The sequence below is a fragment of the Novosphingobium sp. AP12 genome, from assembly GCF_000281975.1.
In the GTDB taxonomy this organism is placed as follows: domain Bacteria; phylum Pseudomonadota; class Alphaproteobacteria; order Sphingomonadales; family Sphingomonadaceae; genus Novosphingobium.
On the sequence record NZ_AKKE01000121.1, the window covers coordinates 108347 to 122405 of the forward strand.

19 protein-coding genes are annotated in these 14059 nt (G+C 69.1%); 6 read left to right on the top strand and 13 right to left on the bottom strand.

All coding sequences use genetic code 11. From position 1 onward, the window contains the following. Window positions 1-38: 38 nt before the first annotated feature. The 13 genes from PMI02_RS16390 to flgB all read right to left on the bottom strand — a co-directional run bounded on the left by PMI02_RS16390 (window position 39) and on the right by flgB (window position 10425). Window positions 39-860 (bottom strand): flagellar motor protein MotB, encoded by an 822-nt coding sequence (locus tag PMI02_RS16390; protein WP_007684842.1) that lies wholly within the window; start codon window positions 858-860, stop codon window positions 39-41. 1 nt (window position 861) lies between these two features. Continuing rightward, window positions 862-1725 carry a flagellar motor stator protein MotA gene (gene motA / locus PMI02_RS16395; protein WP_007684844.1) on the bottom strand — a complete coding sequence of 288 codons (864 nt, stop codon included), beginning with the start codon at window positions 1723-1725 and terminating at the stop codon, window positions 862-864. A gap of 321 nt (window positions 1726-2046) precedes the next feature. After that, on the bottom strand, window positions 2047-2967 hold the full coding sequence (locus PMI02_RS16400; protein ID WP_007684846.1) for a flagellar hook protein FlgL: 921 nt from the start codon (window positions 2965-2967) through the stop codon (window positions 2047-2049). Between the two features lie 7 nt (window positions 2968-2974). Next, on the bottom strand, window positions 2975-4312 hold the full coding sequence (gene flgK, locus PMI02_RS16405) for a flagellar hook-associated protein FlgK (protein WP_007684849.1): 1338 nt from the start codon (window positions 4310-4312) through the stop codon (window positions 2975-2977). Window positions 4313-4638: 326 nt separating this feature from the next. Then, complete coding sequence (locus PMI02_RS16410; RefSeq protein ID WP_007684851.1) at window positions 4639-4986, bottom strand: rod-binding protein; 348 nt, start codon at window positions 4984-4986, stop codon at window positions 4639-4641. Continuing rightward, the gene (locus PMI02_RS16415) at window positions 4983-6044 is read right to left on the bottom strand and encodes a flagellar basal body P-ring protein FlgI (RefSeq protein WP_157222556.1); all 1062 of its coding nucleotides are present in this window, start codon (window positions 6042-6044) and stop codon (window positions 4983-4985) included. Before PMI02_RS16415 ends, PMI02_RS16410 begins: the two co-directional genes overlap by 4 nt. A 170-nt stretch (window positions 6045-6214) precedes the next feature. Further along, window positions 6215-6898 carry a flagellar basal body L-ring protein FlgH gene (locus PMI02_RS16420; protein ID WP_007684855.1) on the bottom strand — a complete coding sequence of 228 codons (684 nt, stop codon included), beginning with the start codon at window positions 6896-6898 and terminating at the stop codon, window positions 6215-6217. Then, window positions 6898-7686 carry a flagellar basal-body rod protein FlgG gene (gene flgG, locus PMI02_RS16425; protein ID WP_007684857.1) on the bottom strand — a complete coding sequence of 263 codons (789 nt, stop codon included), beginning with the start codon at window positions 7684-7686 and terminating at the stop codon, window positions 6898-6900. Before flgG ends, PMI02_RS16420 begins: the two co-directional genes overlap by 1 nt. Before the next feature lie 26 nt (window positions 7687-7712). Further along, entirely contained in the window at window positions 7713-8453 is a 741-nt protein-coding gene (locus PMI02_RS16430) for a flagellar basal body rod protein FlgF (protein ID WP_007684859.1), read from the bottom strand. A 53-nt stretch (window positions 8454-8506) separates the two neighbouring features. Next, window positions 8507-9316, bottom strand: a complete 810-nt coding sequence (locus PMI02_RS16435) for a flagellar hook-basal body complex protein (RefSeq protein ID WP_007684861.1) — start codon at window positions 9314-9316, stop codon at window positions 8507-8509. A gap of 25 nt (window positions 9317-9341) precedes the next feature. Then, complete coding sequence (locus tag PMI02_RS16440; RefSeq protein WP_007684863.1) at window positions 9342-9662, bottom strand: flagellar hook assembly protein FlgD; 321 nt, start codon at window positions 9660-9662, stop codon at window positions 9342-9344. Further along, entirely contained in the window at window positions 9659-10075 is a 417-nt protein-coding gene (gene flgC / locus PMI02_RS16445; protein ID WP_007684865.1) for a flagellar basal body rod protein FlgC, read from the bottom strand. Before flgC ends, PMI02_RS16440 begins: the two co-directional genes overlap by 4 nt. Window positions 10076-10077: 2 nt before the next feature. Then, window positions 10078-10425 (bottom strand): flagellar basal body rod protein FlgB, encoded by a 348-nt coding sequence (flgB, locus tag PMI02_RS16450; RefSeq protein ID WP_007684867.1) that lies wholly within the window; start codon window positions 10423-10425, stop codon window positions 10078-10080. A 219-nt stretch (window positions 10426-10644) separates the two neighbouring features. Here flgB and PMI02_RS16455 point away from each other — a divergent pair, with 219 nt between their 5' ends. From PMI02_RS16455 to PMI02_RS16480, 6 genes are all read left to right on the top strand, one after another. Beyond that, window positions 10645-11286, top strand: coding sequence for a MotA/TolQ/ExbB proton channel family protein (locus tag PMI02_RS16455; RefSeq protein ID WP_007684869.1), 642 nt, complete (start codon window positions 10645-10647; stop codon window positions 11284-11286). After that, a complete protein-coding gene (locus PMI02_RS16460; protein ID WP_007684872.1) occupies window positions 11283-11714 on the top strand; it encodes a hypothetical protein in 432 nt (143 codons plus the stop codon). The genes PMI02_RS16455 and PMI02_RS16460 overlap by 4 nt, the downstream gene beginning before the upstream one ends. A gap of 36 nt (window positions 11715-11750) precedes the next feature. After that, window positions 11751-12245, top strand: coding sequence for a flagella basal body P-ring formation protein FlgA (locus PMI02_RS16465; RefSeq protein WP_007684874.1), 495 nt, complete (start codon window positions 11751-11753; stop codon window positions 12243-12245). 117 nt (window positions 12246-12362) lie between these two features. After that, on the top strand, window positions 12363-12668 hold the full coding sequence (gene flgM / locus PMI02_RS16470; RefSeq protein ID WP_007684876.1) for a flagellar biosynthesis anti-sigma factor FlgM: 306 nt from the start codon (window positions 12363-12365) through the stop codon (window positions 12666-12668). 1 nt (window position 12669) lies between these two features. Further along, window positions 12670-13029, top strand: coding sequence for a flagellar protein FlgN (locus PMI02_RS16475; protein ID WP_007684877.1), 360 nt, complete (start codon window positions 12670-12672; stop codon window positions 13027-13029). Window positions 13030-13106: 77 nt separating this feature from the next. Then, on the top strand, window positions 13107-14027 hold the full coding sequence (locus PMI02_RS16480) for a transglycosylase SLT domain-containing protein (RefSeq protein WP_238539098.1): 921 nt from the start codon (window positions 13107-13109) through the stop codon (window positions 14025-14027). Window positions 14028-14059: the final 32 nt, after the last annotated feature.

Below are 14059 nucleotides of genomic sequence, written 5' to 3' on the forward strand. Positions count from 1 at the left end.
CGTCATCCCGGCGAAGGCTGGGATGACGGGCCGTTGGCTCAGTCCAGAACCGTGATCGAAATCCGCCGGTTGCGCGGGTCGTGCGGGTCGGCGGGGATGAGCAGTTCCTTATCGGCCACGCCCTCGATGCGGCGGAATCGGTCTTCCTTGACGCCGTCGCGCAGCAGGGCCTGGCGCGTGGCCTCGGCCCGGCCAGCCGAAAGCGACCAGTTGTTGCCGACCGTGCCCGGCTTGTAGGGCAGCGCGTCGGTATGGCCGCGCAGGGTCAACCCGCCCTTGTCATCGCTCAGCGCCTGGCCGAGCGCGTCGATGAGTTCGGCGGCCTCGGGCGTCAGGATCGTGGTGCCCATGCGGAACATCGAGAAATTGGCGTCGTCGACGAGGTCTATCCGAACGCCCTCGGTGGTGTCGACGAGGCGCACCTGCTTGGCCAGTCGGCGCAGGCGCTCGGTGGACCTGAGCTTGGCCTCGACCTCCTGCTTGGCGCGCTGGCTGCGCTTGGCGCCTTCCTTCGGCCCGCCGGTGGTGTCCTTGGGGACCGTGATCGCCTTGTTACCGCTGCCGCCGGGGTGGGGCAGCTTGTCCTTGGCGGTGAGCGAAGTGCCGCCGAGCAGCCCGGTGCCCGAGCCCGAGCCCGACTTGCGGTTCTTCACCAGCGTCGGCGAGAAGTAGTCGGCGATGCCCTTGCGCTGCTTCTCGGTGGTGGCGCCCAGGATCCACAGCAGCAGGAAGAACGCCATCATCGCGGTCACGAAGTCCGCGTAGGCGACCTTCCACGCGCCGCCGTGGTGGCCCCCGGCGACAACGGTGATCTTCTTGACGATGATCGGGCGGATGGGTTCGTCGGGCTTCTTGGCCACTTCACTTGCCCCGCATGGCGTCGAGCAGGTCTGACAGGCTGGGGCGGAACGCATGGCCGAGGCCCGAGCGGGCCGATTCAACCACCAGCGGCTGCGGCCAGCCGTGGAGGCTTGCGATGATGACCTGCTTGACCGCGTGGAAGATCTGCTCGTCGGCCTCCAGCACCTGCTTGAGGCGGCCCGCCATCGGCGCGACCATACCGTAGGCGAGCATGACGCCCATGAACGTGCCGACCAGCGCCGAGCCGATCATCCCGCCCAGGATCGAGGGCGGCTTGTCGATCGAGCCCATGGTCTTCACCACGCCGAGCACGGCGGCGACGATGCCGAGGGCGGGCAGAGCGTCGGCAAGGCCCTGCAGCGCGTGCTGCGCCTCGTGGGCCTCGTGGAAGTGCGTCTTCATCGCGTTGTCCATCACGTCCTCGACCGCATGGACCTCCAGCGTGCCCGAGGAGACGACGATCAGCGTCAGGGTGTCGGCGATGAGGTGGACCAGCGCGGCGTTGCCGAGGATGCGCGGGAATTCGGCGAAGATGGCGGAGGACTTGGGATCGGTGACGTGGCTTTCCAGCGCGACCGGGCCGTCGACGCGCAGGATCTTCATCAGGCGCGTCGTCAGGATGATGACGTCGATGTGGTCCTGCTTGTTGTGCTTGGGGCCCTTGAACACCTTCATCATGCCGCCGCCCAGACCCTTCAGCTCGTGCATCGAGTTGCCCGTCACGATCGCCCCGATCGCGGCGCCGCCGATGATCAGCATCTCGTGCGGGATCGCTTCCAGCACCGGGCCCAGCGCGCCGCCGGTGATCGCGAAGCCGCCGAAGACCATCACCAGCAGGATGACGACGCCGATGATTGCGAACATGGATCAGGGTCCTTCGTGTGGGAAACCGGTGCGCAGGCGCGAGGCCGGGCGGCCGGAATCACGCTTCCGTGTGCGACTGGCGTAGCTCGCAGTTGGTTAGTTCTGCTTTTCCGCGCCTTACGCAGGTTTACGAGAGTGGCTGATCGGGTCTCGTTTACGCCGCCCCGGCCGCCGGTATGGACGAGGCACGGCAACTCGACCCCAGCGCGCTCTCCACATTTCCTGATCCCGCTTTTCTTCCGCGAGGACGAAAGACAAAGCCGGGCCCCCGCCTGCGCGAGGGGGACGGGGTGGGTGTTCAGATGTCGGTGCGCGCGGCCATCAGCGCAGCTGGTCGAACAGGCTGAGGCCGGCGAGCTTCGAGAAGCTGGCCTGGCTGGCCTCCAGCACGGTCAGCGTTTCCTGCAGCCGCGCCATGGTGGAGGCGATGTCGGTGCCGCCGATGTCGGCCTGCTCGGTCGAGCGCAGCTGCGAGAGGTCGGCGCGCCGCTCGCCGGTCAGCTCGATCCAGGCGAGGCGCGTGCCGACCACGGTCTGCCCGGTGGAGAGCGTGTCGAGCCCGGTCTGGAGGTTGGCGAGCGCGTCGCTGGCGGCGGCGCTGGTGGCGGAGCCGGTCTTCAGCGCGTCGGACAGCGCCTTCACCGTCGCCATGACGTCCGTGGGATTGCCGTCCTTGCCGGTGAAGCCGAGGAACTGCGGGCCGGTCATCGAGCGGGTGACGCTCTGGCCCTCGCCCAGCGGCAGTTCTTCCACGCTGGCGGTGCCGACGTAAGCGGCCTTGCCGGCGGCGTCGAGCTTGTAGGCATCGCCGGAAGTCTCGCCGCCGAACAGGGCGTGGCCACTGGAATCGCGGGCGTTCGAAAGGGCCAGCAGGTTCTGGTTGATCTGCTCCAGCTCGGTGCCGATGGCGCTGCGCTGCTCGCCGGTGAGGGTGGAGGAGGCGGCCTGCGTCGCCAGTTCCTGTGCACGAATGATCGCGTCGGCCATGTCGGACATGGCGGAATCGGCCAGCGTCAGGTCGGCATTGGCGCGCGTGGCGTTGGCGGTGTCGATCTGCGACAGCGTCTCCTGCCGCGACAGCGAGCGCAGGCGCGAGGCGGCGACCGGGTTGTCCGACGAGCGGTCCAGCCGGCTGGAGCTGGACAGCTGCGACTGCAACGATTCGGCCTGCGAACGCAGCGCCTTCATGTCGGTTCGCGACTTGTCGAAAAAGGCGCCGGTGCTGGTGGAGATCGTGGTCATGGCTGGCTCACCTGATCGCGAGGATGGAATCGAAGATGTCGGAGGCGACCTGCATCACCCGCGCCGAGGCCTGGTAGGCCTGCTGGAAGCGGACGAGGTTGACCGCCTCGTCGTCGAGGTTGACCCCGGCCTGGGCGGCCAGCGCGGTCCGGGCGCTGGTGGAGATGGATTCGAGCGCGTCGCGCGTGGTGGTGCGGCCCGCGACCGCGCTGGAGACGCCGAACAGCAGCGTGTCCATCGCCCCCGCCGGGTCGGCGGCGGTGAGCGCGCTGCGCATGGTGTCGAGATTGGTCACGTCGCGGCTGCCCGCCGCCGCGCCCGCGGGCGCCGTGGCGATGGCGCTGCCATTGGCCGCGACCATGGCGATGTTCGCCGCGCTCGTGCCGGAGAACAGCGGCTGCCCGGCGTTCCCTGCAAGGTCGACGCCGGAGCTTTGCGCGGTGTTCATGGTCGTCACGATGCCGGCGGCGATGGTGTCCAGCTGCGTGCGCGCGCTGCCCAGTTCGACCAGCGCCTGCGCCTTGCCCGCGATCGCGCCCGAGCTGAGCGTGGTCGCCTGGCTGTTCACGGTGAACGACAGCGTGCCGTTAGCGGCGGTGGTCATCGCCAGCGTATTGACGCTCGCCCCCGAGACGAGCGCGGCGCCGGTCGGCCCGCCCAGCATCACCGAGACCGACTTGTCGGCATTGATGGTAGTGGTGATGTCCGCATGGTCGCTCAACTGCTGGAGCAGGGCGTCGCGCTGGTCGAGCAGGCCCGACTGGTCGCTGGAGGTGTCCGCCGAGCGCATCAGGCGCAGGTTCACGCGGCCCAGTTCGCCGGCGATGCGGTTGACCTGGTTGACGCCGTCCTGCGCCTCGAACTGCAGGCCGCGCGCGGCGGCGTCGAGGCTTTGCGAGGCGGTGTTGAAAGTCTGCGCCAGAGTGCGCCCGTTCTCGACGGCCTGTGCGCGCAAGCTGCCGTCGGTGGGATCGGACAGCAGCTGCTTGATGCTGCCTTCGAAGGCGACGATCGATGGGTAGACGCCGGTCTGTTCCAGCGCGGACTCGACGTTCTCCAGCCCCTGCACTTCGGCCGAGGCGCGCGCGGCGTCGGAGCCGGTGCGGCGCACTTCGGACTGGCGGAAGGCGTCGGCATTGCGCACGATCCCGGTGATCCGCGCGCCGGCGAGGTTGATCGCGGTCGGCGCGGCGGGGTTGGTGCCGCCCGACACCTCGCTCACCGCGACGCTGCGGCGCACGTAGCCCTCGGACGAGGCGTTGGCGATGTTGTTCGCCGTCACGTCCAGCGCGCTGCGGGCGACGCGCGCGCCGGAACTGCCGATGGAGAGGAGGTCTGCGCCCATGGTTTAGCGGGGTCCGTTACGTTGGGTCTGGTATCGCGACTGTAGAACGGCAGCGCGGGTCGCGGTTAAAGGATGGGTCGGTTTTGGAGCCTGTTTCACGCGAAGGGGCGGAGGCGCGGAGAAGGGAAAGATCAGGTTCGCGCAAAGGCGCAAAGGCGCAGAGGGGGCGTGGTTGCGGCGAAGCCGCTTATCCTTTCCCGGGGGCGTTTGCCGCAGCGTTGCTGCGGGGAAGGCACCTGCGGTGCGGCGGCACATCTTGGCGCCTTTGCGCCTTTGCGCGAACCAACCTTCCTCTCCTCCGAGTTTCCGCACCTCCGCGTGATCCATCACGAACCGGGCTTGGGGGCTGGCGCCGGGGCGGTGTCAGCCGCAGGCGCCGCATCCACGAAGCGCGCCATCTGCGCCTCGATGATCTTGGCGAGGCCGAGCGTGCCGCTCTGCGCGGTGACGTCGGCGAAGCGCTCGTCCTGGAGCTGGCGGAAGGTGTCGAGGCCCTGGCCGCCGTCGATGTCGCCCGCGCCGCCTTCACTGCCGAAGCTGGTCTTGCGCGCGGCGGCGAGCATTTCGCGCACGAAGACGGCCTCGAACTGCTTGGAGACGACCTTCAGCTTCTCGCGGTCGGTGGCGTCGGCCTTGGCCGCCATGCCGGCGACGGGGGCGAGGATCGTGCTCATATCACCACCATTTCCGCTTTCAGCGCACCCGCCTGCTTGAGCGCCTCGAGGATCGCGACGAGGTCGGACGGGGTGACGCCGAGCATGTTGAGCGCGTCGACCACCTTGGACAGCGAGGCGCCGCCCTTGAACAGCGCGACCGAGCGCTGCTCCTCCTCGACCGAGACGTTCGACCGGTTCTCGGTCGTCGTCCTGCCATTGCTGAACGGGCCGGGCTGCGAGACGCGGTCGTTCTCCTCGACGCGGACGGTCAGCTTGCTGTGGCTGATCGCCGCGGGGGACAGGCGCACGGCCGAGTTGATGACGACGGTGCCGGTGCGGCTGTTGACGATGACTCGCGCTGCGGTTTCGGCCGGGGAAACGTCGATCATCTCGATCGCGGCCATCATGCTGGCCCGGCTGTCGGCGTCGCCGGGCATGCGCAGGGCCAAGGTCACGCCGTCCTCGACGGTGGCGATGCCGGGCACGCGCTTGTTGATCGCATCGCGCACGCGGCTGGCGGTGAGGAAGTCGGCCTCGAAAAGGTTCCAGCGCAGCGTCTCGCCCGCCTCGAAGCCGGTGGCGACGGCGCGTTCGACGCTGGCGCCCTCGGCGATGCGGCCCACGGTCGGGATGTTGACGGTGACCTTGGAGCCGTCCTTGCCCGAGGCGTCGAGCCCGCCGACCGCGAGGTTGCCCTGCGCCATCGCGTAGACCTGCCCGTCCGCGCCGTAGAGCGGGGTCAGGATCAGGGCGCCGCCGCGCAGGGACTTGGCCTTGCCGATGGTCGAGACGGTGACGTCGATGCGCTGGCCCGGCTTGGCGAAGGCGGGCAGGTCGGCGGTGATGACGACGGCGGCGGCGTTCTTGAGGCCGGGGGCGACGCCCGCCGGCAGGTTCAGGCCCATGCGGCCCGACACGCCCTTCATCGCCTGCGTCAGGTATTCGAGGTTGTCGTCGCCCGTGCCCGGCAGGCCGACGACGACGCCGTAGCCGGTCAGCTGGTTGGTGCGCACGCCCTGGAACTGGCCGAGGTCGCGCACGCGCTCGGCAAAAGCGGTGTTCGGCACGAACACCATCAGCGCGCAGAGCAAGCTGATCCACAGATTCCCCTCCCGCCTGCGGGAGGGGTTAGGGGAGGGCTTGTTTTTCGAGGGTTGCGCTGCGGACACGCCCTCCCCCGACCCCTCCCGCAGGCGGGAGGGGAGAATGGAGACGATCTGCTTCGCGATCGGTTTCATCACCTTTCTCAAAACGGCGAGATCACGTTGAAGAACCGCCCCAGCCAGCCCTGCTTGCTGGCCTGCTGGAGCGCGCCTTTGCCGGTGTATTCCATGCGGGCGTCGGCCACGCGGTCGGAGGCGATCTGGTTTTCCTGGTCGATGTCGGCGAGGCGCACGATGCCGGAGAAGCGGACCCATTCGTCGCCCTGGCTGATGAGCATCTTCTTCTCGCCCCGGACCAGCGCGGTGCCGTTGGAACGGACCTCGGCGATGGTGACCGACAGCGTGGTATTGAGCGAGGAGGTCTGCGCGGCATTACCCTGGCCGTTGAACGACGAGTTCGAACCGGCCTTGAGCGCGTCGGCATTCAGCAGCTTCGAGATCAGGCCCTTGGTGGGCGGCTGGACGCCCAGCGAGCCGCTCTTGCCGCTCTTGGAACTGACCGCCTTGGAGGCGGTGGTGCTCTCGACCAGCAGGATCGTCAGCGGATCGCCGACCCGCGCCGCGCGCGTGCCCTGGTAGAGCGGCGCGTAGCCGGCGGAGACGTTGAAGATGCCGCCCGTCGCCGCCGCGGGCATGGCGGGCAGCGGCGCGGGCAGCGTGGCCTCGAAGCCCGACGGCTGCGGCGCCTTCTTCGCGAGGGCAGGTGTTGCGGTGAGGGCAAGCACGGCGAGCGAAGCGCCGAGAAGGGGGAAGCGGCTGGCGGTCATCACAGCGTCTGGTTGGCGTTGCGCAGCATCTCGTCGACGGCGGAGATCATCTTGGAGTTGATCTCGTAGGCGCGCTGGGTCTCGATCATGTCGACCAGCTCCTCGACGATGTTGACGTTGGAGGCTTCGAGCATGCCCTGGCGGACGTGGCCGCGGCCTTCCTGGCCGGCGATGCCGATCTGCGCCGGACCGCTGCCCGCGGTTTCGAGCATGAAGTTGTCGCTCGCCGACTGCAGCGCCACCGGGTTGGTGAAGCTGGCCACGGTGATCTGGCCCAGCTGGCTCGGCTCAGACTGCCCGGCAAGCTGCGCCGAGACGGTGCCGTCGTCCGAGATGGTGATGGTGGTCGCGCCTTCGGGAATGGTGATCGCGGGCTGCACGGGGTAGCCCTGCGAAGTCACCAGCTGGCCCTCGGCCGAGCGGCTGAAGTTGCCCGCGCGGGTATAGGCGAGCTGGCCGCCGGGCATCGACACCTGGAAGTAGCCGTCGCCGTCGAGCGCCACGTCGAGCGAGTTGCCGGTGGTCTGCAGCGAGCCCTGCGTCTCCATGCGCGTGGTCGACTGGACCGCGACGCCGGTGCCCAGGTTCAGGCCGGTGGCATAGGCAGTCTCGGTCGAGGACTGCGCGCCCGCGACCCGCGCGTCCTGATAGGCGAGCGTGGCGAAGTTGGCGCGGTCGCGCTTGAACGCGGTGGTTGAGACGTTGGCGAGGTTGTTGGCGATCACGCGCATGCGCGTGTCCTGCGCCTCGAGCCCGGTGCGGGCGACCTGCAGTGCTGAACTGGGCATCTAAACTTCCTCTCAGGGGCTCTGGATCAATCCAGGCGCATCAGGCGCGCGCCGGCTTCGTCGAGCGTGCCGGCGGTCTGGACAAGCTTGGTCCGCATGTCGAAAAGCCGCTGCGCCGCGACCATCTCCACCAATACTTCGGAAGGGTTGACGTTGGACTGTTCGAGGGCTCCGGGAATCACCTGAGCGTTCTCGTCCACCGGCAGGATTCCGCCGTTCGGAACGCGGAACTGGCCCGCAATGTCCTTCGAAATTTGCGTCCCCGTGGTGCTGACGAGCTTGAGCTTGTCGAGCACCTGCGGGGCCGCGTCGGGGGTCTCCGGGTCCGAGGCGAGGACCCCGCCGTCGGGACCGATCGTGACCTTGGCGCCGGGTGGCACGGTGATCGGGCCGGACTGGCCGATTACCGGCAGCCCGTCGCCGTTCTGCAGCACGCCGGTCACGGTGACCGAAAGGTCGCCGCGCCGGGTGTAGCTTTCCTGGCCGTCCATCGCCTGCACCGCCAGCATGGCATCGCCCTGCATGGCGACGTCGAGCGGGTAGTTGGTGCGGTTGAGCCCGCCCGCCTTCATCGAGGCGCCGGTGACTTCGGTGCTCGACAGGCTGCGCGTCTGCAGCTGCGGGCCTTCGAGCGTCATCGGCGTCGCCTGCAGGATCTCGGCCTTGAAGCCGATCGTCTGCGCATTGGCCATGTTGCTGGCGATGACGCGCTCGCGGTTGAGCGAGGCGTTCATGCCGGAGACGGCGGTGTAGATCAGGCGGTCCATGGGCGGTCCTCGGGGCGGGTCACGAGGGGGCGGGCATCATCCCGCCCCCATCATCAGGTGCGCAGGTTGATGACGGTCTGCGAGATCTGCGTGGCGGTATCGATGGCCTTGGCGTTGGCCTGGAAGTACCGCTGCGCGCTGATCATGTTGACCAGTTCCTCGGCAATATCGACGTTCGAGCGCTCCAGCGAGCCCGAGTTCAGCTTGCCGAACAGGTTCGAACCCGGCTCGCCATACAGGGGCGAACCCGACTTGCCGGTGGCCTGCCAGCTCGAGCTGCCGAGCTGCTTGAGCCCGGTGGGCGCGACGAAGTTGGCGAGCGCCACCTTGCCGGCGACCTCGCTGGTGCCGTCGGCGTACGTCGCGATGACCTGACCGGTGCCGTCGACGGTCACGCCGGCGAAGAACGAGCCGGCGGCGTTGGTCTGGGGTACGTGCACGTCTTGAAGCGAGGTGGTGTCGGCAACGCCACTGGTCACCGGGAAGGCCTGGAGGCGCGCGCCCTGCGCGCTCTTGATGTAGCCCTCGCCGTCGAGGCCGAAGGCGCCGTTGCGGGTGTATTCGGTCTGGCCCGAGGTCTGCGACTTCACGGTGAAGAAGCCCTCGCCGTCGATCGCGAGGTCGAGGCCCGAGCCGGTCTGCGCGATCGGGCCGAGCGAGAACTCCTGGTTGATCTTGCTGACGCGCGACCCGATGCCGACGGTCAGCGCCGGGTCGGTGATGACCGAGGCCGAGACGATGTCGGCGAAGGCGGCGGTGCTCTTCTTGAAGCCGTTGGTCTCGGCGTTGGCGATGTTGTGCGCGACGACGTTGAGTTCGGTCTGCGCGTTCTTGAGGCCGGTGAGCGAGGTGTAATAGGACATCTGGAAAGGTCTCCGAAAGTAAGGGTCAGGCGGTCTTGTCGGTCTGGGCGGCGGCGAGCGCGGAAACCGCGTCGGCGGTGGATTTCTGCGCGGAGGCCAGGGAATCCAGCTGGCTCGAGATGGTCTTGAGCGTGTCGCTCATCTCGGTGGTGCCCGCGAGCGAGGAGAACTGGGCCATCTGCGCCAGCATCTCCTTCTGATCGACCGGGTTGGTCGGGTCCTGCTGCTTCATCTGCTCCATCATGAGCTTGAGGAAGTCGTTCTGGTCGAGCTGCGACAGCGAGGACTTGGCCTTCGTGCCGGTGCCCGACGTGGGGGTGGTCGAGGTTACGGAAGTGACGGTCATTTCATCCTCATCGTTTCGAGCATCAGTTGCTTGGCGGTGGAGAGGGCCTCGACCATGTTCTGGTACTGGCGGGAGGCTTCGAGCATTTCGACCATCTCCGCGTTCTCATCGACGGGAGCGGACCATACGTCGCCGTTGGCATCGGCGAGGGGGTGGTCGGGATTGTGCTGGCGCACCGCCGCGGCCTTCTCGCGCACCACGCCGGACACGGCGACGGTGGAGAGGCCGCTGGCGCGGTCGAGGTCTTCCGAGAAGACGGCGCGGATCGGCTTGTAGGCGCCGTCCTCGGTGCTCGAGACCGACCCCGCGTTGGCGAGGTTGGAGGCCGCCGCGTTCATCCGCACCAGCTGCGCGGACATGCCGCGCTGGGCGACGTTGAAGAGGTTGAGCGGGCCGCTGGAGTTGCTGCTCAAGGTCAGTCTCCCCGCAGCGCCCGCTTCACGGTGTCGACCCGTGAGCGGATGAATTCGAGCGTGGTCGAATAGCCGACCGCGTTCTCGGAAAAGGCGACCTGCTCGTTCTGCAGCTCCACCGTGTTGCCGTCGAGCGAGGGCATCACCGGCACGCGGTAGAGCGTAGCGGCGTGCGCGGCCTTGTCGGTGGAGGCGCCGGCATCGGCAGCCTTGATCGCGGCACCGAAGTCGATGTCGCGCGCCTTGTACCCGGGGGTCGCGGCATTGGCGATGTTGGAGGCCAGCACGCCCATGCGCTGCGAGCGCAGTTCCAGCGCCTTGCCATGTATTCCGAACAGGTCCTGCGTCATCGAAGTTGGGTGTCCCGAACTGTGTGCCGGGTGTTTCGCAAGAGGTGTGCCAATCGGTTGCAGTGCCGGTTTCCGGCGCTTTGCCGAAGTGGTTTTGCGTGGGTTCCAGGCGGGCAGCGGGCCGGGGCGGCAAGTCTTTGCCGGAAAGCGGCAAATGTGGGCTGCCGCCTGAAACGGGGCGGCAGGTGCCGTTCTGTCGTTCCGAATGGAGAACCAGAAATGATCGCCCATACCCTGTTCGACCCCGCCAGCGCCGCGATCGTGGTGGGCGGCACCTGCCTCGCCACCGTGCTTCGCTGCGGCGTCTGGGACACGCGCATGGCGCTGGCCGGTGCCGGGCGACTGGTGCGCGGGCGCTTCGATGCCGCTCGCGCCAAGGCGGAGCTGGCCGTGCCGGTGCAGGAGATGCAGCAGGACGGCGTCATCCGCGCCGAGCCGCACCACTTCGGCGACGCCGAGTTCGACGACCTCACCGACGCGCTGATCGGCACCCGCTCGCTCGGCGCGCTCCACGCCGCCCACGTCGCCCACAAGCGCCGCCGGGTGGACCACAGCCGCCGCGCGGTCCGCACTTTCGAGCAGGCTGCCGAGCTTTCGCCGGTGTTCGGCCTCGCCGGCACGCTGGTCTCGCTCACTCGGCTGCCCGCCGATCCGGGCGCGGCGGGGGACTTCACCGCGGCGATCTCGATGGCGGTGCTGACCACGCTCTACGGCCTGCTGCTGGGCAACCTGCTGTTCGCCCCGCTCGCCCGCATGATCGCGCGCCGCGCCGCCGACGAGGAGCGCGAACGCCAGCGCGTGCTCGACTGGCTGGAGCAGCAGGTCGCGGGCGCGCTGCCGCACGGTGGCCGTCACCGATGAAAGGCAGTTCCTCGTTCGGCTGGCAGACCTCGCTCGCCGACCTTTCCCTCATCCTGTTCATGCTGAGTGCGGCGGCCCTCCACCGCCAGCCGCCGGCAAAACCGGAGAGGCTACACACGGCGCCCGCCGCCCGTCCGGCGCCCATGGCCGAGCCCCTCGCTGTCTACGAAGCCGCGCCGGGCGCGCCGTCGCTGGGCCAATGGCTTGGGCAGCAGGCGCTGGACCCGCGCCAGCAGCTCACCATCACCGCCCGCTACGGCGACGCCCCCGGCGCGCGGGACGCGGCCCTGCGCGAGGCGTCGCGGCTGCTGGGCGAGGCGGGCGCGGCAGGGCTGACGGCGCGGCTCGTGATCGAACCGGGCGCCGGTCCGGCCCGCGTGGCGCTGGCTTATGATGACCCCGCCCGAGTGGCACGGGACTTGCTGTAACGGCGCCGTACGCTTCCATCGCGCAAAGGGTCGTGAATGTCCGTCAGCCTGTTTCTTCTTGCCTCCGTCGCGGCGCCTTTCGCTGATCTCGACGCCATAGACCGCCAGGTGGCGAGCTTCACCGGCGCATCGGCGGGCGAGATGGGCGGCGCGGCGACGCCGGTCGACCGGCGACTGCGGCTGCAGCCCTGCCGCAGCGGCCTTGCGCTGTCGTGGCGCACGCAGGCGCAGGACAGCGTCGTCGTCCAGTGCGGTGATCCCTCCGGCTGGCGCCTGTTCGTGCCGGTCAGGAGCGGGGGCGCGGGCTCGGGGCAGGGCGGCCCGGTCGCCGTCGCGCGCGGCGATGCCGTGGCGATCGCGGTCATGGGCGATGGTTTCACCGTCTCCCAACCCGGCGAAGCGATGGAATCCGGCCCCGTCGGCGGCTGGATCCGCGTCCGCCCCGCCGCCGTGCCGGGCCGGGCTGTGCGCGCCGAAGTGATGCGCGCCCGCATCGAGCGACCCGGCCTCGTCTCGGTGGCTTTGCCCTGATGGTTCGGGCCGGTTTGCCGCCCAGCATCTGCCGCATGGCAAAAACCTGCCGCCCACCCCTTTATTCCGCCGCGCCCCGGCCGTTCTGGATCACAGGACATCTCAAGGAGCGGCAATATGCCACCTATCGAAGTGGGCTCAGCCCCCCGCATCGGCGCCGTCGAAACCCGGCTCCCCCGCGTGGCGGAAACGACCCCGGCCCATGCCACGACCACCGTGGCGAAGGCGCAGACCACGAATACGATCTCGGCGGCCCCGGCCGTGGAGACTTCGAAAGCCCTGGACCCCGGCGCCGCCCCGGTCGACACCGACCGCGTGGCGCTGATCCGCAAGGCGGTGGAATCGGGTCAGTACCCCGTCCTCCCCGCGAAGATCGCCGACGCCATGATCGCGGCCGGCATGTTGCTGAGGAGCGCACACTAAGATGCCCCAATCCCGTCCTTGCGAGCCCCAACTTCGCGACGCCCTGCGGCAGATGCTTGCCGTTCTCGAGGACGAGCGGCAGGCACTTGCCGGCCTGGACCTCGACGCGATCGTCGGGACCACGCACGACAAGGACCGTCTTTGCGGTACGCTCGACACGCTGGGCGATCATCTCGGTGGGGGGCATCTCGACGAGGAATGCCGCGGCATGCTCGACGCCGCGCGCCGCCTGAACGAGGTGAACCGGCAGGTCCGCAACATCATCGCCGCCAACGTCACGCGCCGCCTCAACGCGCTGACCGGCAGTCCGCAGCTTTACCGCATCCCCCCAGGCTATGCGATGGCAGGTGGGCGCGGCTGAGGCGTTAACCACACCCCGCCATCTGGCACGGCTCTTGCTCAAACGCTCCCGGCAAATGGTTTGCCGGGAGTTTCGGTTTGAGCGACGGACAAGTCTTTGGGGCACTGGGGGGAGCCATCGCGGGCCGGGCCGCTGCGGGAGGCGCGCAAGTGCGTGCCGCCATCGCGCAGGCGGCCGAGGCCACGGGCGTCGATTTCCAGTACCTCATGGCGCAGGCCAAGCTGGAATCGAGCCTCGATCCCACCGCCCGGGCCGCCACCTCCAGCGCGGCCGGGCTCTACCAGTTCACCTCGGGCACCTGGCTCAGCACCCTCGACCGCCACGGCGCCGAGCACGGCATGGGCTGGGTGAGCGACGCGATCCAGGGCGGAGCGATCGCCGATCCGGCCACCCGCGCGCAGGTCATGGGGCTGCGCTACGACCCACAGGTCTCGGCGCTGATGGCGGGCGAACTCGCCGCCGACAACCGCGCCGACCTCACTGCTCGCCTCGGCCGCGAGCCTGACGCCGCCGAGCTTTACCTGGCGCACTTCCTCGGCTCCGCGGGCGCCGGCAAGTTCCTCTCCGCGCTCGCCGAGGATCCCGGCCAGAGCGCGGCGGGCATCCTCCCCAAGGCCGCCGCCGCCAATCGCTCGATCTTCTTTTCCGGCGGCGCGCCGCGCTCGGTCGGGCAGGTCATGGCGCTGATGCGCGGCAAGGTCGACGGCGCGATGGAAGGCGGCTTCGGCCCCGGCGCAGCGGCCGAACGGGCCGAGGGAAGCCCGAACATTCCCTACGATACCGGATTCCAGAGCGCCGGGTTCGAGACCGCCAGCTACCAGCCCTCCGGCCCGCTCGCCCGCGAGTTCCACGCGGGCCAGCCCGCCGCCGCTCCCACGGCGTCCATCGCCCCGCGTTCGATGGCGGAGACGCTGCAGGCAGCCTTCGGGGCCTCCGACACCGCCGCGTCCGGCCATGTCCGCGAGGCTTATTCCAAGCTCGCGAGGCTGGGCCTGTGAGCCTCCTCTCGCGTTTCCGCAACGCCGGGACC

Bases quoted from the DNA above. Each gene is read 5' to 3' on its own strand.
- motA (WP_007684844.1), bottom strand. From the start codon at position 1,725: ATGTTCGCAATCATCGGCGTCGTCATCCTGCTGGTGATGGTCTTCGGC.
- PMI02_RS16400 (WP_007684846.1), bottom strand. From the start codon at position 2,967: ATGACCACGATCTCCACCAGCACCGGCGCCTTTTTCGACAAGTCGCGA.
- flgK (WP_007684849.1), bottom strand. From the start codon at position 4,312: ATGGGCGCAGACCTCCTCTCCATCGGCAGTTCCGGCGCGCGCGTCGCC.
- PMI02_RS16410 (WP_007684851.1), bottom strand. From the start codon at position 4,986: ATGAGCACGATCCTCGCCCCCGTCGCCGGCATGGCGGCCAAGGCCGAC.
- PMI02_RS16415 (WP_157222556.1), bottom strand. From the start codon at position 6,044: ATGGTGTTCGTGCCGAACACCGCTTTTGCCGAGCGCGTGCGCGACCTC.
- PMI02_RS16420 (WP_007684855.1), bottom strand. From the start codon at position 6,898: ATGACCGCCAGCCGCTTCCCCCTTCTCGGCGCTTCGCTCGCCGTGCTT.
- flgG (WP_007684857.1), bottom strand. From the start codon at position 7,686: ATGCCCAGTTCAGCACTGCAGGTCGCCCGCACCGGGCTCGAGGCGCAG.
- PMI02_RS16430 (WP_007684859.1), bottom strand. From the start codon at position 8,453: ATGGACCGCCTGATCTACACCGCCGTCTCCGGCATGAACGCCTCGCTC.
- PMI02_RS16435 (WP_007684861.1), bottom strand. From the start codon at position 9,316: ATGTCCTATTACACCTCGCTCACCGGCCTCAAGAACGCGCAGACCGAA.
- PMI02_RS16440 (WP_007684863.1), bottom strand. From the start codon at position 9,662: ATGACCGTCACTTCCGTAACCTCGACCACCCCCACGTCGGGCACCGGC.
- flgB (WP_007684867.1), bottom strand. From the start codon at position 10,425: ATGACGCAGGACCTGTTCGGAATACATGGCAAGGCGCTGGAACTGCGC.
- PMI02_RS16455 (WP_007684869.1), top strand. From the start codon at position 10,645: ATGATCGCCCATACCCTGTTCGACCCCGCCAGCGCCGCGATCGTGGTG.
- PMI02_RS16460 (WP_007684872.1), top strand. From the start codon at position 11,283: ATGAAAGGCAGTTCCTCGTTCGGCTGGCAGACCTCGCTCGCCGACCTT.
- PMI02_RS16465 (WP_007684874.1), top strand. From the start codon at position 11,751: ATGTCCGTCAGCCTGTTTCTTCTTGCCTCCGTCGCGGCGCCTTTCGCT.
- flgM (WP_007684876.1), top strand. From the start codon at position 12,363: ATGCCACCTATCGAAGTGGGCTCAGCCCCCCGCATCGGCGCCGTCGAA.
- PMI02_RS16475 (WP_007684877.1), top strand. From the start codon at position 12,670: ATGCCCCAATCCCGTCCTTGCGAGCCCCAACTTCGCGACGCCCTGCGG.